Annotated in this window: 14 protein-coding genes and 1 pseudogene; 1 reads left to right on the forward strand and 14 read right to left on the reverse strand. The window is 59.5% G+C overall.

Annotated elements, in window-relative coordinates:
- From DAD99_RS03690 to DAD99_RS03740, 11 genes and pseudogenes are all read right to left on the reverse strand, one after another.
- A pseudogene (locus tag DAD99_RS03690) lies at positions 1-175 on the reverse strand (IS1380 family transposase); the annotation flags it as partial.
- Positions 176-698: 523 nt separating this feature from the next.
- On the reverse strand, positions 699-1,559 hold the full coding sequence (locus DAD99_RS03695; RefSeq protein ID WP_193340397.1) for a macro domain-containing protein: 861 nt from the start codon (positions 1,557-1,559) through the stop codon (positions 699-701).
- On the reverse strand, positions 1,556-2,065 hold the full coding sequence (locus DAD99_RS03700; protein WP_193340398.1) for a TIR domain-containing protein: 510 nt from the start codon (positions 2,063-2,065) through the stop codon (positions 1,556-1,558). Before DAD99_RS03700 ends, DAD99_RS03695 begins: the two co-directional genes overlap by 4 nt.
- A gap of 642 nt (positions 2,066-2,707) precedes the next feature.
- On the reverse strand, positions 2,708-4,870 hold the full coding sequence (gene brxL, locus DAD99_RS03705) for a BREX system Lon protease-like protein BrxL (RefSeq protein ID WP_193340399.1): 2,163 nt from the start codon (positions 4,868-4,870) through the stop codon (positions 2,708-2,710).
- A 10-nt stretch (positions 4,871-4,880) separates the two neighbouring features.
- The gene (pglZ, locus tag DAD99_RS03710) at positions 4,881-7,376 is read right to left on the reverse strand and encodes a BREX-1 system phosphatase PglZ type A (RefSeq protein WP_193340400.1); all 2,496 of its coding nucleotides are present in this window, start codon (positions 7,374-7,376) and stop codon (positions 4,881-4,883) included.
- Positions 7,373-8,638 (reverse strand): Shedu immune nuclease family protein, encoded by a 1,266-nt coding sequence (locus DAD99_RS03715; RefSeq protein WP_193340401.1) that lies wholly within the window; start codon positions 8,636-8,638, stop codon positions 7,373-7,375. Before DAD99_RS03715 ends, pglZ begins: the two co-directional genes overlap by 4 nt.
- On the reverse strand, positions 8,635-12,045 hold the full coding sequence (pglX, locus tag DAD99_RS03720) for a BREX-1 system adenine-specific DNA-methyltransferase PglX (protein ID WP_193340402.1): 3,411 nt from the start codon (positions 12,043-12,045) through the stop codon (positions 8,635-8,637). Before pglX ends, DAD99_RS03715 begins: the two co-directional genes overlap by 4 nt.
- A complete protein-coding gene (brxC, locus tag DAD99_RS03725) occupies positions 12,045-15,506 on the reverse strand; it encodes a BREX system P-loop protein BrxC (protein WP_193340403.1) in 3,462 nt (1,153 codons plus the stop codon). Before brxC ends, pglX begins: the two co-directional genes overlap by 1 nt.
- 4 nt (positions 15,507-15,510) lie before the next feature.
- A complete protein-coding gene (locus DAD99_RS03730; RefSeq protein ID WP_227007626.1) occupies positions 15,511-16,116 on the reverse strand; it encodes a DUF1788 domain-containing protein in 606 nt (201 codons plus the stop codon).
- The gene (locus DAD99_RS03735) at positions 16,113-16,724 is read right to left on the reverse strand and encodes a DUF1819 family protein (RefSeq protein ID WP_193340404.1); all 612 of its coding nucleotides are present in this window, start codon (positions 16,722-16,724) and stop codon (positions 16,113-16,115) included. The genes DAD99_RS03730 and DAD99_RS03735 overlap by 4 nt, the downstream gene beginning before the upstream one ends.
- Positions 16,725-16,746: 22 nt before the next feature.
- Positions 16,747-16,953, reverse strand: coding sequence for a helix-turn-helix domain-containing protein (locus DAD99_RS03740; protein WP_193340405.1), 207 nt, complete (start codon positions 16,951-16,953; stop codon positions 16,747-16,749).
- Between the two features lie 486 nt (positions 16,954-17,439).
- Here DAD99_RS03740 and DAD99_RS03745 point away from each other — a divergent pair, with 486 nt between their 5' ends.
- Positions 17,440-18,498, forward strand: a complete 1,059-nt coding sequence (locus DAD99_RS03745) for a hypothetical protein (protein ID WP_193340406.1) — start codon at positions 17,440-17,442, stop codon at positions 18,496-18,498.
- Positions 18,499-18,527: 29 nt separating this feature from the next.
- Here the strand turns inward: DAD99_RS03745 and DAD99_RS03750 are convergent, their stop codons facing one another.
- The 3 genes from DAD99_RS03750 to DAD99_RS03760 form a co-directional block, all read right to left on the reverse strand.
- A complete protein-coding gene (locus DAD99_RS03750) occupies positions 18,528-18,914 on the reverse strand; it encodes a hypothetical protein (protein WP_193340407.1) in 387 nt (128 codons plus the stop codon).
- Positions 18,915-18,916: 2 nt separating this feature from the next.
- A complete protein-coding gene (locus DAD99_RS03755) occupies positions 18,917-19,231 on the reverse strand; it encodes a DUF1508 domain-containing protein (protein ID WP_309233194.1) in 315 nt (104 codons plus the stop codon).
- 655 nt (positions 19,232-19,886) lie between these two features.
- A partial coding sequence (locus tag DAD99_RS03760; RefSeq protein WP_193340408.1) for a putative transposase occupies positions 19,887-20,144 on the reverse strand: 258 nt, incomplete at its 5' end.

Here is a 20,144-nt window from a genome sequence, read left to right on the forward strand (position 1 = left end):
CGGGCCGGTGCCAGGCGCCGGAGGGGACGAACTGGCCCAAACGGTCTTCGCATAGGTCCCTGAATCCGAGCGCGTCAACAAAAGACGTCACCACGTTCAGCCCGGCATGGGAGACCAGCGACTGCTCCGTCGTGGCAACAGGAAGGGACGGGAAAACTCCGGTAATCTTGGACATCAGAAAGGTGCTTCTTTCAGCCGGTGGATCAGTGCGTCGACAACACTATTTTCCCAGCTCAGAAGCACCTTTCGTCGCTTTAACACACCCCGCGGGCGACAGCCTCATGAAAACCCCGGGCTAGAACATTGCCGCCAGATCGGTAATAGGTCCTGTATCTCTAGGGATACCGAGACGCCGTGATTGCTGATGACTATGTCCACCCCGTGACTTTCCTGGCCCCGATCCAAGCAGTATCACAAATACGAAGGGCAGCTATCGGGTCGTTTGACACTAATCCCGTGGTCAATGTCCCCCGATGTTCTGACGAATAGTCAGTACATTCCAGGCGACGGGCAACCTGATCACGGCGCGGGCATAGCTCCTGATTTCAGCACTAGCAAATGACTCATTCCCCGCTGCTCCTGAGTGACGAGGGCCGCCGCGTTTGGGTCCCGCTGTAGGACGGTGTACGGCCGCGTGCCACTCAGTAGTCGCAAAAGGCGCAATTATCATTTACCGGCAGTTGTATAGGATCATCTCGTCACCCCAACGACTTCAAGAAGTCATGTAAGACGGCGTGATCCAGTTCGTCATACTCCCCTGGTCTCACAACGATATTGAGACCGTCACAAATGCGCTCCTTACGGGACGCGAGCATGAACGAAAGAACCTGAAAGCGGATGGCATCCATCGCCGGCAGTGTAGACGATAAATTGGCAAGGCCCCCGCCGATCACGCCCATCCTGACCACGGTAGCGTTTCCGCGTACTCTGACACGGTCCCAAAGACTAGTCAAGCTCTCCCAAACCAAGTCGACATCCGTTGAGACGTGATCCTCTTTGTCCATTTTTGTATAGGCAAGCAAGAATGCCGTGCGACTTGGCCCTTGCAGGACAGCCGTCGTTCCGATTGGGTAGGCCAACCTGTTGCCGCGTTCCTTGCCTTCAATTGGTTCCGCGCGACTCGCGTACGGCTGGAGGGCGGTCACCAATTCGGCGTCCAATCGATCTGCGTCGTTTAGGTAGACCCGTTGCAGAAATTGCCCCTGCAAACTTGCTGGGGCAATGATTGGGGAACGAGTATCGAAGGACGTACTCACCCCGACGACAAGGTGCTCAGCAGCCGCACTGTTATCAAAGAAGTCCCCCGAGATGATGCGAACTGTAGTCTGTGGCGACTTGTATGCGAACCCGATTGGCTGTGGCCAAGCAAGCCACGCACCAACGATGCAAGACAAACCCAAGGCTGGCCAGACTGCCCACCCAAAGTGCGGGAGCACGTCCGGGAAGAAGATGTCGAATAATCCGACGAAAATGGATACGCCGCCCAGTATCGCGAGTGACCGACCCGTGGCTTTAGCGAAGAAGCGTTTGCTGCGCAATTCGCTCGGAATGCCACTCACAGATCGAGACCCGTGTAGACAGACGCGTTGTACTGGTACGGCCCCTCCTTAGCGCTTCGGGCAAAGGCCGGCGCGTACTTGTCCAGTGCGTACTGAATGATTTTGGGCTGGAAAGACACGGAAATTGTGTGATACCGATTGTCCAAAAGTGGCTGTGGGATGAAGTTTCTGTCCACAGTTCGGTCACGGTCGAGGTTGGCGATGACCACGGGTAGGTTGAATTCCATGAGAACCTTGACCTCGTGCGCGAGGAACGAAGTTCCGTCCGACCCCTTGCGGCGTCCGGCGGGGCTTCCAAGGAGAACCACTTGTTTGGCGTTCTTCATGCGCTCACGGAGATTGCGCTTGATCGTCTCAGGTTTGCTTGCGTCAAGCGAGATATACAGATTGTGGGCATCGAAGAACGAAAATTCAATGTGTTCGCTCTCGCGCCAAGCTTCCATCAAGTAGTACTGCTTGATGTCTTCGCTGGCAAACGCAACGTACGTCTTGTTGCTATAACTCATCCTGATCCTCACCCTTCGAAGGGCACGCCTGTGCCTTAGGAATCATGCCACAAAAGATACTTGGGACTGTTGAGTTTCCGTTTTTCGTTCAAAATGCTGGCCCCGGGCTACCCCGGCACCTGTTCCGGATAAATCAACACAACCAGGGTTCCATAATCTGGCTCTTCACATTTAGGCATGGTTGGATTGTTTCGCCCGGTAGGGGCGGTGTCCGCCGGCGGCGAGTAGGCATCTGAGCCGGTAGTTGGTGATTTGCGGACGCCGCGGGCGATGAACTCAAATCGTTCCAGCAATTTCTTCGACTGCCGGTGCCAGTGCCCCTATGGATGCAGGGCCGCTACGCGCCAGTCATCAGCTGTGCCCTTCCTCGACAGCAAGGAGATCGTCGCGGTTCCAGATCTGCTTGGCGATGTCGCGGTACAGATCGCCCCTCTCTACGACGCCAGCGGCTTCAAACTGCTCGTAAGGCTGAACGGAAGTCCGCTGGACTTGGCGAAGGCCACAAAGCCGGGATTCTTCTTACTTATATTGTCTGCCGCTCCCATGTCGCCCCGGCGACTAAGTGCCTGTTCCGGAATTGGAGGTGGCCAAGCAAAAGTGGAATATCCAACGCTGGGGAGATGACCCTCCATTTCACCCCCGCTATTGCTCATTCTCACGGATATAGGTCACTCCGAACGCTTTCACCTGACGGAACTCCTGAAGCTTGCTTGCGAGATCAAAGGCATCGCCGGTGACGTACTGGAAGATGTCGAGCCCCCGGCCAAGTAGGATCCGCCACCCCGTATCGGTGAGAATAGATCGATCATGAATGCCGCTGTCGAAGACGACGTCCACTGTGATGCCACCAGCAGACGCTCCCTGCTTGATTTTGAGTAAAAGCTCGAACTGCTTGCGGAGCTTTTCCTCGCCCTCAGTGGTCTCTGAGGTGATCAGCTTGACGCTCACCTCTTCGGCAGCGTCCTTCGAAACTGAGATGCGCTCGATGAGTTCCATGAGGTTGCGGGCCTGATGGAACTGCCGGATGTAGGGGTCGACTATGGTGATTTCCGTGGCTCCGCGCAGGTACGGGACGAGGAGGGTATCGAACGAGACCCCCCGCTGGTTTTCCTGGAACTCCCGGTGGCCCTCGAACAACGGGTCCACGGCGATCTGCTCCTCCGAAGGCGGTTGAGCGCCTTCCGCAGCAGTCTTGGCGCCCGCAGCGGGAACGCCCACTATGTCCTCTGCCTCAGCGCCATCGCGGCGCTCACGGTAGTAGTACGACGGGTACTCGTCCTCTTCGAGAGTCGAGACCGGGTGCCATATACCGGTCTTGTCGAGGTAGCCGAACTTGACGTCTGCCATCGTCGAGTCGATGCGCAGGATCTGATCTTTGACGCGTCTGCGGCCCTCGATTGCTAAGCGGAGGATCTCCTCGATCTCTTGGACAGTCGCTTCCCCGTGCGGGTAGAGAATTTTCATCAACCCGGAAAAGGTCTTATGGATTCCGTCGCGGTCACGGGTCGAGATGTCCGACGACAGCGTGAAGTGTAACTGGTAGCGATCGGAGTAGTCTGCCGAGCGCATCGACTTGAGCACCTCGGCGATGTAGTCGACGACGAACCCGTAGCCGTTCGAGAACATCTCCCCCCGGATGGTGTCAACCTCCCAACCGGGGATGTAGTGGTGCAGGCGGTCGAGGAAGGCGGAGTCGTGGTAACTCTCCGGAAGCTCGTCGAACAAGTCGGAGTGCTTGAGCATGTAGGGCACGGTGTGCGAGGTGTTGCCGACGAACACCATCGAGGCTTCCGCGCCAAGCGTCTCGACGCCGCGCGAAAACGACTTGTTCGCCATGTAGTTCTTCATGATGTCGACGAGCGCCTTGTCAGTGCGTTTCTTCTTACCAGCGAACTCGTCGAAAGCGACGACATCCCAGTAGCCAACCAGTCCGATGCGGCCGTTGGAGTTGTTGACGAAAAGCTTTGGGACGGTGACTTCGCCACCGGAGATGAGCATGCCGTGGGGTGAGAACTCCGAGAAGATGTGTGACTTGCCGGTGCCCTTGGGGCCGAGTTCTACGAGGTTGTAGTTGCGCTCGACGAACGGGATGAGCCGGACGAGCTGGATGAGTTTGGCGCGGCGACCGAATAAGTCGGGGTTGAAGCCGATCGACTGGATGAGCAGGTCGATCCACTCATCGCTCGTGAAATCGCGGCGGGAGGTGGTGTAACTCTCGAAGTCAAAGTTGGAGAGTTGGATTGGCTTCAGCGAACCAAGTTGCCACGGGGTGACGCGCGCGTCGTCGAAGTGAAAGTAGTCGATGTCGCAGATGCACCACACACCGCCGACGAGGAGCTTGGGGTGCGCGTTGACCGTGCCCGAATCCGCAATCACTCCCTTGATACCGAGGTTGGAGAACTCGGCCTCGTACCGGTCATCCTTGTCGTTGAGCGAAACCGTGACCTTGTCGATGATCTTGTAGCGACCGCGTTCGCGGATCGTCGATTTCACCAGCTCGGACTGGTTCCGATGGACGTAGTGATCGGCGAGGATCTGGCGGACAGATCCAATCCCCGCCTGTATCGTTGCTTCGTCATCGGAGGCGGCGTACTGGCCGAGCAGGTACTCCAGGACGTACGACGGCACGATCGCATTGCCCTTGACGGCCTTGACCAAGTCCTTCCGGACGACGAGGCCCGCGAAGTGTTGGTTGATCTTCTTGTCAAGGGCGGTCAGCTCCGGCACATGGTCGTTTGCCAGCTCAGAGGCCGATCCATCCGGGAAGTCGTCGGCGACCACGTCGAGATCTGTGTCTTCAGTCATGTCAGCTGCCTTAGAAGTCGAAGTCCGATGTGAACGAACGCCTGAGCGTGTATACCGCCTTCTCGTAGACGCGCCACTGGTTCGTGTTGGGTATCCGCTCTTCGAGTCGGAACTCTACCGGGCGGTTGTTATAGTCATTGGCGTCCTTGTTGAGCAGCAACTGGATGCTCTGGTAGCGGTCGCGCTGCTCGGTAGAGGTCGAGTCGAAGGTCAGCTCGGGCTGCGGGTCGTTGGAGATCAGCGTATCCCCGACGAAGAGGCCGGCACGCAGGGTCCGCAGCTGGACCTTGTCGCTCGCAGGCTCTGACTGGAACAGTTTCACGACAATCTGGCCGGTGGTGATTTTGTCGGTGTCCGGCAGCACCTTGACGTTTACGAGCCGGGTGTCGCTCTTTCGCTTCTTGTTGACCGCGAGCACAGGGACAACAATCTCCTGGAGAGTCGCGCCGCCGTGGACGAAGCGCGAGCCGCCGCCGGCCAGTTTTAGGCGGTGGATCGACTTGGGGATCTGCACCTCGATCTCGCTGTCGAGTTCGAGCTGCACAGAGTTGAAGGTCGTGAAAGCGGGGTCGTCCTTGAGGCCGTGCCCGAGTACGTATCGGCGGTTGGCCACAAGTATTTTGTCGCCTTGCGGCTTCTCCGAGAGGTAGAAGTGCTCGGGTAGCGCCTCGTCCTGGAACAGGAAACCGTGATCAGCGGTGACGAAAATGTTGGTGGCGTTTGCGTTGGCGGCCTTCTTGACCAGGTCGACCAATTCACCAAGTGCTTGCTCAGCGGCCTCGAAGACCCGGCGTTCGGTGCCGGGTTTGTCCCCGGTCGCGTCGATGACATCGTGGTAGATATACAGGACGCGATTGTTCTTGAAGAGCTCGCGGCGCTCCTCGGGGCTGAGCGCCTTGAAGTCCTCCGCCTGGACGGCGGCGCCACCGACCGTCTCAAGGATCTTTGAGCGTGGACCGGTACCGTTCGTGGGCTGGTCGTCGGCGAGAACGGTCTTGCCGTCCGCTGAGTGTTTGAGGGTGCGGTGAGGAAGCAAAGCCGCCATGCCGAGTTGGGTGTAGCTCGGCAGCACGCCAAGGACAGCCTCAAGATCGGCGTCGAAGCGGTCTTCCTGACGGATGCGCGAGCCAAGCTCTTCAGCGACCTCGTAACGAAGGGCGTCGGAGATGATGACGACGGCCTTCTTGTCCTCACGGACGAGCTGCTCGACGTAGTTACCGTAGAACGACCGCTGCGAGCGAAGTGCCGACGAACCCCACTTGTCGGCCGCGTCGACCTGCTTCTGCCACGCGTTGCCCAACTCGTAGACGAACTTGTTGGTGTAGCACTTCTCGACCTGCTCGCGCAGCGGGTCGAGGGGGTGCGGCCCCTCGTAAGTACGCCGGGCGTAGGTGAAGTGGCGGTAAAGCTGGTCGATGCGGAACCAGTCGTTGCAGTAGCGCCCCAACGCCTCGTCGAACGACGAGAACGTGAAGTCGATCGTGCTCAACGCAGACAGCATCTCGGCTGCCGCGCCGATGGCGGTGTAGAGCTGTCGGTAGCCGTCAATCCACGCGCTGCTCTGACGAGCGCGTATGACGTCGGCGACCTCGCGGGCGGTGACTGTCCGGTCGGTGACTGCCCGGGCAAGATCCACGATGATCTTGCGGTCGGTCTCCTCGAACAGGTCGTCCGCGACGAGATCGCGGAAACTCACGGCCTCAATGCTCGCCTTGTAGTCGAGGTCGACAGAAGCGCGCTTAGCCAGAATCGAGAGCGCTTCCTGGCTCCGACGGTCGTTGCGCAGGCTCGCAAAATCGAGCTGGATGTTCTGTAGCCCCCCCGGTCGATCGGACTTGAAGCCGTCGATGGCCTTGACGAACATCCACAAGATGAAGTCCTCGATGCTCGGCGATGCCGACTCGTAGCCGTAGATGGAGGCGGCCCCGCGCCAGTAGAAGTCGGCGAGTTCGTAGTAGACGAGGGCGTCGTACTTTGTGCGCTGGCCCCTTGCGTTTTCGGTGAGCAGCGTGCGGGTAATCTCCAGAAGGCTGTGCTCCTTCTGGCCGAGCACGACGGCCGACATCTTGGCGCGGAGTCTGGCGGCGTCGTCCGTGGGTGTGAGCAGCGTCTTGAGGCTCTGGACACGCTTATCGGCGTTGAAGAACTTGTCCTGCGCCCCTACGACTTCCTCGATGCCATCAGCGGTGAGACCGAGATCCTGCGAGACGAGCGAACTACGATCGGCCGTGAAGACTCCGTAGGCAAGCTCAAGGTCGAGCAGCCAGTTGTCAATGCCGGCGGGCACTTGACCGGAGCGGTAGACAAGGAACTTATCCTCGGGATGGTCGTGTAGCAGCCGGTTCTTGATCGCGTACTCGTCGTTGCCAACGCGGACCGTCGTCACGCTTGGCAGGTCGAGAATTTCGAGATCGGAGGAAAATTGGCCCTCCGCGTCGTGCCAAAACACGACGCGGTGGTCGACAAATCGGCGCTCCAGATGGGGACGGATGGCGGCTACACTCATGCGGACATTCCGATCTCGTCGTCAGGCCCAAGATTACCCTCGGTGACAACGCGCTTCGTAAGGGTGTCGATGATGTTCTCCAGACGGCGCAGCAAGTCGTCGTAGGAGATGATGTCGACGACATTCGAGTACTTCCGTCGGACGAATTCAAAGTCGAACCTCTCCTTGGCAGAAAGGTTGTAGTCGCGTCCGGTCAGAATGATCGCCTTTGGGTTGGCGATCTTGATCTCAATGCCAACGGGAAGATTCGATTTGTGCTTCTTGGTGATGGCTTTCTCGCCGCCCCTGCCCCACTTGCTCAGGTAGAAGAGGTACTTCTCCGCCTGCATGATCGCGCCCGACAGCTCGGGGACAGGGACATGGTTGCCGCGATACACACTCTTTGATACGAGGCCGCGCTCGAACGGCTTCTTGATCTCGATGATATCTACACATCCGTTGGCCCCGACGAGCACGAGGTCCAGATAGCGGGACGTCGACTTAGATTCGTTTGAGTACAGTTCCTTGACGTGGACGTTATGCAGAACCGCGATGTACTGCGGAAAAACAAGGAGGAACAGGTCGGCCACTGCCCTCTGCCAGTCAGCCTCGGGGTAGCCCTCCGCGTCCTTCAACATCTCAACGAGGCGGTCGCGAACGTAAGTGAACTTCTCGAGCTCCAACTCGTTCGCGACCGGTATCCGACCATGGGCTTCTACCCGTTCCTCAGTCCCGGAGCGTTCGCGACGCGCGATGTAGTTCTCCAGCCGTAGCTCGGCGTCGGACATGGTTTCCAGATACTCGCGGAGGATGCGGGTGACCCGCGTTGCTGCGTAGTAGGTGACCTCGGTCGAGGTCGGGAACCTCTGGAGCAGCCGAACGAACTCGTCTACGGGGATTGCGCCTTCCCGATTCCCCCCGACGACGATCTGCTCTGTAAGCAAATCGTCGATTCGTCCGAAGATGGAGATGTTGCGTTCAGCGACGAACGTTGATCTCGTCAGGTGTATCGACGTTGCGATCAGCAAGTCGTGCTTGAGGCCAAGGACGTCTGCTCGTATGGTCCGATACTGACCGTCGAGGCTGCCGATCACGAAGCGACGGACGTCTTCGTCGTCGTCAGTGTCTTGGCTTAGCAGGTCCGCCTTCTGGACCGTGAAGACTTGCGAGAGCGTGGCATGATCTTCGGAGTTCAGCTTGTCGTCCACCCATTTTGCCGGCCTATAGAGCCCCGGGATATAGACCAAGGCGACCTTCGATCCGTGATCTTCGAAAGTGATCATGCGTCGCCCTCCAGTCCGGGGATCTTCTTGAGGGCGGCACCAAACTTCGGGTAGTTGACCTTAACACCGTCGTCGAGGTCTATTGCGATCTGCTGGGAGGCCAGCGGGTATAGAACGTCGTGCTCATACTCGTCAAGCTCCAGCAACACTTTGCGCAATCGGTCGGCCTCCTTCGCGTTGTTGGCGCGTTCGGCGTGCTCAAGACTCGCCTTGATCTTTGCCTGGAACTCGCGCAAGTACTCGTTCAGCACAGTCGAGACCGTTGAAGGCGTGTAGCGGTGCATGTAGATGAGCGCATTGAAGGATCCCTTGGGGCTGGAGAACAGCCAGTAGATCGGTCGCTTCTTGTACCGCTGCACGTGATCCTTGTAGAAGGACTTCACGAAGTAGTCGCGCAGGTTCTTCGCGCCGAGCGACTCCATGACGAATTGCAGGTTCTCCTCGAAGTGCTCCTCTCCAAACGCAACTCGAAGGAACTGGCGGAACCGTTCAACGATGTCGTCCTCGAACCAGTCTCCGTCCACGATCGGGATGACGTTGTCTGCATCCGGCATGAAGCACGGGGTTGACACCTTGGCGAGATAGTCTTGCAGAGTCGCCCCCTGGTCGGCGAGGATCAGCCCGGGCTCGTTGAGGCTGTAGCGACCGAACAGACACCCGACGAAGTACGAGACGAGGTCGGCTGCGAGTGACGGATCGCGTCCCAGGACGTCCTCAGGGGAGCGCCGCGCTTCGCCTTTTGCGCTCCCGTCCACCGTAGGGACCTGTCGGCCGATACTTTTCCACACGAGAGCATCAACCCGGTTGTCGATGCGGCCCAGCTCCGCAGCAACCTCACGCCGCTGGTCCAGAACCCGCGATAGAGCCTTGGGGAGCGACGTCTCCCCTGTTTCGACGAGGGGCAATCGACCAAAATCCATCGACGATTCTACCGAGTCCCACTCAACCTTTGCGAGGTTCGTCGCCCGTCGCGCAAGTGCAGCTACGTCATCAGCATCTTTTCCGAAGTCACAGCCCGGGAGGCCCGCGATGTGTCCGACCTCGGTCTTCATGCCCGGGCTGAGAACCCCGAGCATCTCTTCCACAGCCGCTGAGTTGAGATATGCGAGAGTCGCCATCAGCTCTTGGTCGTCGCCGACAATCGCTTTGCTTCCACTCCCGAAGGTCATTCCAGGCGGGTAGGAGCGAAAGCTCGGGCGGCCCGAGGTCACTTCGGACCAACTGACATGAGGTTCGAAGTAAACGTCCCGCCCGTCGTGGCGAAAACCCGGCAGGCTGTCCATCTCGCGCACGCTGGCGCTGTTGTACCTGAGGACGTGCTCGATGTTGCCGTACCACCGTCTGAACGCACCCCCTTTGTTGTGAGGCTTCCAGGGTGCAGATTCGCTGCGTCCCGGGTGGATCCGAGTGCGCGAAATCTCGTGCCAAAACCGAACAAAACGGGAGTTGTCGCCCGTCGAGATGCCTGCTCGGATTTGGACCGCCGTCCCGAGCGGCTTCCTTGATGTGAACAGACGGAGGAGATCGGGGGCGAGCCCGAATGCGATCTGCGATCCAGGAACATCCAAGAAGGTTGATTGCGCAAGTTCGAATCGGCCGAAGCCATGGTCGAGAAAAAGCTTGCGAATCGCGTCGTTGCTCCGAACCTCAACGTTGTTGGTGGTGAGCTTTCGGTAGACGGCCCGCGTCTCTGGCAACGGGGCGACCTTCGTAGTCACAAACGCGACAGCACCGAAGTCGGAACCGAAGACCCCTCGCCCGGTCAACACCATCGATCTAAGACGGTTGGAGAGCAGAAAAGTGGCCCGCAACTTCGCCGAGGACGCCAAGAAGGTCCATGTCGGCAGATTGATCATCGCCCACTCACCGCGCGAAATCAGCAGTGACTGTCCGCGCTCCATGAACATAGTCATGAGGTCCGACTTCGATGTCGGATAGTTCACGCGCGCAAACTCAGACAACGTTGCGCCCATGTTTCCACTCCCCATGTAGGGCGGGTTGGCAACAAGAACGTTGTAGCGAGGACTCAGGAATTCGGCTTGAGTCACGACCCGGCGAGCCCGCCGCAGGACGCCTTCGAGGAGCAAGTCGCCCTGAGGTTCGCCGGTGGCGGAAATACGCTTCTTCGCCGTTTCAATCCACCAGGTGGGCGTACGGATCAGAGCACCCAGCGTGTCCGAGTGCTCGAACTGGTTCCAGAGTGAAATCTCCTCGGGCTCGTCGCTTGACCTCGACAACAGGATGTCAAATTCCTGCGGTGTGAACACAACCGGCTCCAGAACGCACACATTCGGCTCGACGGCCCTATTGAAGAAATTGCGCTGTTTGGCGCGAGCCTTCATTGTGAGCGCGAACGCCGCCAGCGCACCCGCGCGTGGGTCGATCTCGGTGCCGTAGAGATTGTTGGCGAGGATCAAGCCCGGGATGTCGGCCGGACTGTAGCCCTCTTCCTCGTAGACCGCGTAGAGGAGGTCGAACGCGTAGGTGAGCATGTGGCCCGACCCGCAGGCCGGGTCGATGATTTTTAGTTCTTCGGGCCCAGTGATCTTGAGGAAGTCGGTCTCCTCGCCGAGCGGGGCGATGTAGTAGTCCATCTGGTTGACCAGGCCGGAGGACGGGCGGTTGAGCATCCAGAGGCGACCGAGGGAGTTCTCGACTAGGTAGCGGACGATCCAGTGTGGGGTGAAGAGCTGGGTGGCGGCAGGTATCTCGTCGGCTCCGGCCTTCTTGTTCTTCTTGAACCCAGCGAAGACTTCGTCCTTCCGCTCGGAGATGTAGAACTGGTATAGCCAGCCGATGACCTCGACGTCCTTGCACACATCCTTGGTCAGGACCTTGACCGAGCGGTTAAGCACCGAGTCGTCGGCGAGCAGGTTGGCCGGGATAAGCAGCTCGGTGAAGTCGCCCTCCCCCTCGAACATGAACGGCATTGCCATGTGCCAGTAGTTGCAGTAGGCCTCAAGGAGCAAGGCGTACGCCTCGGCTTGGGGATCGCCGCTTTGGCGGATCCCGTTGAGAAGGGCAGTCACTGCGTCGCGGGTCTGCTGGCTTACGACGTCGCTGTCGATCACGCCGCGCTTGGCGTCAGCGAGGATCTCGGGCTGGCCGACCCCAACCCCTGCCTGCGGTGAGACAACACCAACGCCGGTGTAACCGTTGGCATCCATGAAACGCAGCGCGATGATTCGGTTGAACCAGGTGTAAGCGACCTTGTCGGCGACGGCGGCGTGACCGTTCTCGCCATCCCCGGCGGCGGCGACCGCCTTCTCCAGGGCAGCAACGGCCTTCGCCTGCTCGACTCGCTCGGAGGATGCCGGCGCCAGGACTACGGCGATGCGCGCGGTGACCTCGCGGATGAGCGCGGTGCGTGCCCACGTCGCGAAGGACTTAAGCGGTGCGGTTTCCATCAGAGTGAGATTCGCTTTCCGTCGTTCAGGGTCTGGACGAGAGCGCTACGCAAGGCACCGAGGTACTTGTCGACGTCCTCTTCCGTTTCGAGCACGCCAGACGCGCCAGAAACAGTGATCGTCTTCACGGAGACCGTATGTTTGGTCGGGGTGGGGTCGGGACCTGGGTTATTCGGGGAGGAGGCCACGAGGTCGAGCAGAGCCGGGTAGTCGCTGGCCTCGAAGTTCGACCCGATCTGGAGGATGAGTGCAATCTGGCTCTCGGCGGCGACTCGGGCGAGCGTCTGAACTACACGCTGGACGGCACGCTGCTGTGCCTCCGGCGTCGCATTCGCGTAGTAGCTCCCGCCGAGCAACTCTGCCTTGCGGCCTTCGATGACGGCAGTGACCAAAGCCCGGTTCGTGGCGACCACCCCGTCGATCTGGCTTCGCAGGTCGTCGGCGGCCTGTCTGAGCTGGGCCATCTTGTTGCCGCGAAAGGCGTTCGGATCAGCCAGCGCGGTCTTGACGGTCTCGTCACTGCCCGAGGGAAGGTAGCTGAGGTTGCTGCTGTGGTTGGACAGGAGCGCTGATGCCCCGTCGAAGATTGACCGTTGCGCTCCGCTAAGGAACGACTGGATCGGGTCGATGTGGCCCTCCTTGGCTTCGAGCAGGTCGTCGCCGAGGTTGAAATCGTTGAGGTACCAGTCGTCCGACTTGCCGACTGTCTGCACCAGGAGGCTGATGGCACCACTGAGTTGCTCTACGAACGGGTACCTCGAGCCGCTGACGATCGCCTTGAGTTCGTCGAGCTTGCCCTTGAGTTTGTCGGCGCCGTGGCGGGCCAGCTCCTGTGGGTCTTTTGGTGCATTGCCTTCGTCGAAGAAGTCGGTGCAGAACTTCCGAAAGTTGGCGACCTTGCGCTCATTGAAGGTCTTCTGGGGGGCGACGATCTCGTGCGGGTGCTTCTGCGTGTTGCGCAGCGCCGCGGCGACCTCGCTTCGCTTGAGGATATTGCTATCGACGGTCAGCGTGATCTTTGAGGCACCGATCAGTGACGCGACGATCACTTCGATGGAGGCGAGGTCCCAGCCATATGGCTTGGCTTGGAAGGTGTCAACGACAGTCTTCATCGTCACTTGCTCGCCCTGTGCGTCCTTGCGGAGGACGGCGGACAGGACTTCCTCAGCAGGCTGGTTGAACTTAAAAAAAGCGTCCGCGTCGAATAGTCCGCTGTCGGGGTTGGCGGCACCTGCCACCTGCTGCTCGCTGTAGGTGACACCACCGAGAAGCTTGAGCTGGGTGTAGGTCCGGCTGACAAGCTCCTGGAAGCCCTCAGCCACACGGCCCATTGCATCCTGCGAGGACGCGGGCACGTCGGCAGCGTTGACGACCAGCGTCGCCTTGCCCACCGCACTCCGGATGCGCTGGACAAGCTCTTTCTCCCTCTCGCGGTTCAGAGTCGCCTTCGATTGAAGGATCTGCACCTCGATCGCGGACAGTGAGGTGGTCCTCTTTCGCTTGGTGTATTTGTCGGTCTTGAGCAACAGACGAAGGTCCGAAAGCACGCGCTCGTCGGGTTCGAGGATGACCCGCAGCTCGTCTTTTCCGGCGCTGTGCATCCGCGTTTCGTCGGGCGTATACGGATACTCCGGGGTGATGAAGTGGACCGAAAGTTCTTTCTGCGGCCCGTGGACCTGGTCGTCGAGCTTGAAACCGAACGGAAAGTCTTGGCCGTTCTTGGCGTAGCGGATCTTGGTCTTGATGACGTCACCGGAGAAGATCTTGAAGAGCTGGGCGCTGACCTCGGAAGCGTCAATGTCGACGTTCTTGATCTCCTCCTCGATGACCTGCTCTTCGTTGGTGAGGTACGCGTAGACGTTGCCGTTGCGCTGGACGTAGGTTTGCGTCTCCAGGAGCCTCAACGCCTCCTTCACGTCTTCCGCGAGTGCGGGCAGATCAAGACCGAAGCGGTCGTAGACGAGCACGGTGAGGTTCCGGGGCGTGGCCTGAAAGCTCTCGACGTACTTAACGAGGAAGAGCGCCTTGAGCAGGCGGATTGCGAGCTCGTTGTCGAGGTTGCGCTCGGCGACGTCGATGGAGCGCTGCGCGGCGGACTTCAGTGAGGCTCGGATGCCGGCGAACATGTGATCAAAGGTGGCCAGCGTGCTGACCTCGACATCGCCGATGTCCTTGGCGACCTGTTGGACGACGCCGAGCATCGAACGCTCACCCACCGAGCTGTTGCGGCCCTCGAAGACGTTGTGGTCGGAGATGCCCTCGATCGCTGCCTGGAAGAGCGGAAACTGGTAGCTCACAAACGGGTAGGTGCCGACAAAGTGTTCCTCGTCGGTGTAGTTTCGGTAGGTCTTCGCACCGTCAACGAAGTCGAACAGCGTCTTGAAGTTGGCCGATTCCTTGGCGTAGATCGTCTTCAGTTCCCAGGCGCCGGCGTCGTTCTTGTCTAGCAGGCGCTTGCGGATGACCTCCTCGACATCGGCGCTGGTGAGCTTTACGTGGGTCTTGAAGCGAGCTTGGATCTTGGAGAAGTCGTTACCCTGCTGCTTGGTGCGGTCACCGACGACCTTGTCCATGTCCTCTTGCGAGGTCACCATCACCCACGCACGTCCACCGCACTTGGTGTTGAGACTCTCCGCAATCGTCTGGAGGTTGAGCATCAGATGAGTGTTGGAGCCGATGAACTGGCCAACCTCGTCGACGTAGAAGTTGAGGCGGTAGTCCTTGGACTGCTTGTCCAGCCATCCCTTGACTTCGTCGGCGAAGTCTTCGATGGAGACGGCGTAGGACGCTTGGTACTGCTTGATGATGCCGTCCGTGGCTTCTCCGTTGACCTCGGCGAAGGCGCGGTCAATGCTCGCGCCCTCGAGTGCGCTCTGCTCACGGCCCTGCGTCCAAGGGATGCCGGCGATCCGCTCGAACGCCTCCTTGAACGCCTCGTACTGGCCGCGGTTGTCGAGGTCGCGCTCGAGGCGAGCGACGTGACCCTGGTTGCCGTAGTAGCCCCGGCTCTCGTCGAAGACCTTCACGAACACCTTGAGCAAAGCGTCCGTCTGATCCTTGGTGATGAGTGTGGCCTTCTGGTCGATGTTGAACAGCAGGCTCTTGGCCGGGATGCGTTGGGCCTTCGTCAGCAGGGCGGGGAGGAACGCGCCACTGGACTTGGCGTGGAAGCTTTCCGATACCTTGGCGCGGTCGAATTCCTGCCCTTCTACGTCCCCGAGGAGGTGGGCAAGCATCTTCAACAAGTGCGACTTACCGGAGCCGAAGAAACCGGAGATCCAGACACCGTTGGCGTTGGTATAGGCGGTGTAGGCCTCGAGCAGCAGTTCGAGGCCCCTGGCGGCCTCGTTGGTCAGGACGTACTCGTCGACCTCGGTACCGAGGTGGGCGGTGTCGTCAGCCTTGATGACGCCCTCGATGGGACGCTGGACGTCCTTGGCAAAGATCTGGTTGAGCTGCATCGGGTCACGCTTCCTGTTCCAAGATGTTCTTGGCTCGGTAGTACTGGTCGTCCTTGAGGCGCCCGAACAACACGAGCGAGGACCCGAGAGTGTCGGACTGCTCGTAGCGACCGGGGAAGAACATGAGCATGGGCTTACCGGTCACGACGCTCTGGAGGTTGTTGAGCACGTTGTGTGACCGGATGTACGGGAAGACCTCGCCGATGCCAGTGAGGAAGAAAATGTCGAAGGCGCCGGCGGCATTGAGGCGTTCGCGGATGGCGGGCGCGAGGTGGATCTGGGGGTCGAGCATCCCTTGGAGCATTTCGCGGAAGTCGTCCTTGGCCTGGTCCGGCTCGACCGCCAGCACCCGGTCCCATACGCCTCGGCCCTTGAGGATGTCGACAGCGAGGTCGTAGAGGTTGATCTCGAGGACCCCGATGCCTTCGCGCTTGAGGCGGCTCTTGACCCGCTTCCTCGCCGCGGCGACCGGCAAGGCGTGCTCGGGCGGGTAGGGGTAGATGAAGAACGGGACCTCGTTGCCGAGCCCCTCCATCTGCAGGAACCGTCTGCCGCTGAGAACAGTGAACAGGTGTTCTTCCTGCTGATTCAGGGCCGTGGACTTCATCATGCGACACCGCCTGTCGGGAAGAATCGGATGTCGGACGGCGTGCGGGCTGCGAGCAGCTCGGCAACCCGGTCAGACAGGATCACAGGGGCTATGTGGCCATCGTCGGTGAGAAGACCGGCCTCTACGAGCATCTTGAATAGGTTTGATCGAAGCTTCTGCAGCGTCGAGTCTTTGACCTGAGTAAGCTCCCCATGCCAGAACGCCTTGGTCCGTACAAAGCTGTCGAAGTCGTCGTAGTCCAAGGTGGACGCCAGAACGAGGAACCGCTCCCGAACGACCTCCTCGGCGAACTCCCCGATGAGTTCGTACCGGCGGCATGCTGCCGCCCACATGAGATGGCCGCGTTCGGAAGCCGTGGCGTCGGTAAGGAGCACCATCTCGGCGTCGGTAAATGCGGAGAGGCGCTTCACCGTTTCGCGGACCAGCCGGACACTGGTGCGGTAGGTCCTGGCCTGTAGAAGGTTGTCTTCGACAGCACGGTCGCGGGTCTGCTTCCAAGTGCGTTGCTCGAGATAGAGCGGCGCGAGCAGCGATGCTTCGCGTGTGAGGAGGGCGCCGGTGGTGAACGAGAGCGCAAACGGCCGAGCCGGAGTCGCTTCCCCGTTCATCGACGACTCATTCCTATATCGGTCATGCATCGGCTTGGGTACCACCGTCACCTGACGAAGCTGCGCTGCCGTTTCGGACCCACTCATCGACCTCGCTCGTCTGGAACTTCCAGAGCCGACCCACCTTGTGGGCGGGCATACGCTTGTCGGTGATCCATGCATAAACCGTGTCCTTTGTAACCCCCAGGTGCTCCGCAATCCCATCGGCGGACAGCCATGGTTCGGCCACGGTGGAACCTCCAGTCGAATTAGCAACGTCGAACTAAGTCATCCTAATTCAACCGTCCGTGTTTCTTAGGGCTTTGACAGGTTTTGAACGGGTTTAGTATGTGTGGGGGTGCGAGGCTCAACCCGCAGCACGGAATCCGAGAGCTCAGATGACGTTAGTGCGGTTCCCTGACTTAGCGCTCCGAACAGTCGCAATTCACCCTTTGCCAGATCGCGTTAGGCTGTCGCGATGATCGAACTTTGGATCGCGCTGACAGTCGCAGTCGTAGTGTGCGCTGGCGGGCTTCTTGCTCTGACTCTTCGCATGCACAGGAGTGCTCGCCGTGACGACGCTGCGGGACCCTCGCGGGCGACTGAGACCTCGGTGTACGAGACCATAGCACGCGTTCGGGTCCTTCCTGCTTCGGGGATTCTGGTTCCAGAGGCCGTCTTGTCGATAACGAATGCGGCCTCGGTCTGGGAGGCACTTGAGGTCTCCTCAGTCCCAATGGCGTTCGAGTACTACCCGGTCACCGACATTGAGCCTACAAAGTACAAGTCGGTTCCAGTGCATGCTGCCCTTCAGCAAGCACTCGCCAATATCGTCCGCGCAGTGGATCCGAAAAGCGCCACACTCTTCAAGGCAGTGCTGCCGAAGGGTGCCGAGCTTGTTCGCGCTGCTGGCACCAACGGGTATCGCGGCTTTGCTCGTGGACCCGCCAATATCTCAGCGCAGGCCGTCCTGTACCCGGTGGGTGTCGGGGGTGCCGCGGTTGCTGGCTGGCCGCTCTTGGCAGTGGGCGCGTCAGTGATGGCGATGGACATGCTGGCTCAGCGAGAGCAGCGAGCCCATCAGCGGCGAGTCGAGACAATCCTGGGACGTCAGGAGAAGCGAGAGATAGATAAGCGGATTGCGGCCCAACGGACGACGGACAAACAACTGTCGGCAGCAATCAGTATTATGCTCGACGGCAAGCTGCCCGATCTAGAAGTTGCACAGCACCGCGCCGGAGATGAGTTCGAACGCGCGGACATATTTCTGGAGCGGAACTGGTCCGCCCTGCAGTTACTCATGGGCCCTGACGGGGCCAAGGATTCGGTCGACTACCGCAAGCTCGAAGAGACACTCAGCGACAAGACGAAAGACCTCGACCATTTCGTTCGCGAACTTCACTTTGCTCGCGCCGCCCTTGCCCTCGGACGGAAAGCTCTTCTCGCCGACGCCGCGAGGGCAGCACTTGCAGATCCAGAGAACCAGTACCTCGCGTTCCGAAAGCACCTTGAGCGACGCGCGGCGGAAGTGAAACAGGCTGAGACTGTCGAGGCTCAACTCACGGCGGCGCTCACCACGCTGGAGCTAACTCGTCGGTGGCATGACATCAAGAAGCAGATCGCTGACCGACAGGCAGCCCTTCGGGAACGAGTTAGGCCTCCGCAGATCGATCCGCCCGACACCGTGCATTACCTCGCGCTTCCTACCGGCGAGATCCATCAACTCGTGCCCATTGATGCCCAGTCCGACGAGGACGCAGTGACTCAACTCCATAAGGACTCACCGGTGGAATAAGAGGCTCGCCGAGGAAGCGTCGGCTCACGTCATTCATGCTTCAAGAAGGTCGGGCCCCACATGAGCTCGGCGCCAGCAGATGACGCCGTTTCTGTCCATCGCGGATGGCTGGGTTCATGCTCAAGAACCAACACGGGGTGAACTGGCGACGATGCCAGGCGCGTTTGTCGAATCTGCTGAGCATAATCGAGCACCTGTCCCAGTCCAAGCCGTATCTGCTGGGTTTGGTCGGTACCGGTCAGGCTCTTTACTTCCGCGATGTAAATGACTCCGTCTTCCGTCCAACCTAGGTCAAAGGCCGGCGCATGAAGGCCTGGCCGCTGTGGCAGAAGACCCCGCCGCTCCAATGTCATAGACAACGCGGTCACAGTTGCTTCGTGTGCAGCGGTGCCCTTGTCCAGTGCTTCCAGGTTCAAGGTCAGTTCGGACGGCTCATGGACGAGGTTATGGTGAGGTCGATAACCTTGTCCGTTTCCGCGTTTTTCCGCAACACCTCGATACCGCGAAGGGCACTGGCTTTTGCCTTGTAGTTCTCCGAAGTGACTACAACGTCCCCATTGGATGCCTTGAGATGAAAGCGGAACCCGCCGTTTTCGTCGGCGAAAACTTCGTACTTACCAGCCATGCCCGGTCCCCTTTTTTGAGCTCCTCGACCGCTGCGGCCGACATCCCACAGAGTATCGGCACGCAGGCTCTTGTGGAACCAGTCAACGCCAGGAAATCGTCCGCTCACAGCTGCATCTTCCTCGAGTTAGTCGTTTTCGCCGAACCCCTAGCGCGTGTTCTTGAGGTCGCAATGTCTGCAGTTGGCGTGAGTATACTTGCAGTTCTAGCCTCGCAAGCAGCTAGTGGAAGTCTTTCAACACGGCGCCCAGTTGCGCATGTAGGTCCTTCAGCCCACTTGCATCCAAATGCAGCACGCCATCGGCATCAGTAAAGTTCCCAGTCGAAGAATTCGATCTCCACCCTGGGCCTTTCATCTTCTTCATCCTCCATTATGGTTAAAAATACTCGGCTAATTTCTTTGAGCGGCTGGAAGAGGGCGTGGGCAGGAGTCGGCGCGGGTTTTGTTTCTTCGCCGTCGTCGAAAACGCAGACGCGTGTATAGCATTCGCTCAGTTCATCGTACTGATGGTCATCGCACTAGGGCTTACAGGTCAGTGTTGCGGTCATGAAACTCCCCCTATTAGTGTGTTCTTCCGCTTAGACTACTGCGGCATTCCCCGCCAGGGAGTGTCATGACGAGTTACTGCTAGCCATGGCCGCGCCAGCCCCTATCAAACGCCTATGGTGCGCGGTTGGCGAAGGGAATCTTCCCGGACTTGTCTTTGAAGGCCAGGATCATGGCCTCAGGACTCGGGACATGGTGAGATTTCGGGTGTGGGGTTTCAGGCCTTCGTCTTGATTTTGTAGTGCAGGGTGAGGTTGGTGCCGGGGTAGCGGGTTTCGGTGCTGGTGAGGTGTTCGCAGAGTTCGGCGAGGGCGTTGGTTTTGGCTTTTGTGGGCAGTGGGTCCAGGGTGATCGTCAGGTGGCCTGGGACGGTGGGGTCGATGTCTCCCGGTTGGCTGAAGGCTTGGCGTATGAGGGCGTGGGCTTCGTCGGCACCCCGTTTGTAGCCGGTGTTGGTGCGGATCTCCCGGGCGAG

This window comes from Pseudarthrobacter sp. AB1, assembly GCF_014926485.1.
GTDB lineage: Bacteria > Actinomycetota > Actinomycetes > Actinomycetales > Micrococcaceae > Arthrobacter.

Coding starts and splice junctions, on each gene's coding strand:
- DAD99_RS03700 (WP_193340398.1), bottom strand. CDS start 2,065: ATGAGTTATAGCAACAAGACGTACGTTGCGTTTGCCAGCGAAGACATC.
- brxL (WP_193340399.1), bottom strand. CDS start 4,870: ATGACTGAAGACACAGATCTCGACGTGGTCGCCGACGACTTCCCGGAT.
- pglZ (WP_193340400.1), bottom strand. CDS start 7,376: ATGAGTGTAGCCGCCATCCGTCCCCATCTGGAGCGCCGATTTGTCGAC.
- DAD99_RS03715 (WP_193340401.1), bottom strand. CDS start 8,638: ATGATCACTTTCGAAGATCACGGATCGAAGGTCGCCTTGGTCTATATC.
- pglX (WP_193340402.1), bottom strand. CDS start 12,045: ATGGAAACCGCACCGCTTAAGTCCTTCGCGACGTGGGCACGCACCGCG.
- brxC (WP_193340403.1), bottom strand. CDS start 15,506: ATGCAGCTCAACCAGATCTTTGCCAAGGACGTCCAGCGTCCCATCGAG.
- DAD99_RS03730 (WP_227007626.1), bottom strand. CDS start 16,116: ATGATGAAGTCCACGGCCCTGAATCAGCAGGAAGAACACCTGTTCACT.
- DAD99_RS03735 (WP_193340404.1), bottom strand. CDS start 16,724: ATGAACGGGGAAGCGACTCCGGCTCGGCCGTTTGCGCTCTCGTTCACC.
- DAD99_RS03745 (WP_193340406.1), top strand. CDS start 17,440: ATGGCGTTCGAGTACTACCCGGTCACCGACATTGAGCCTACAAAGTAC.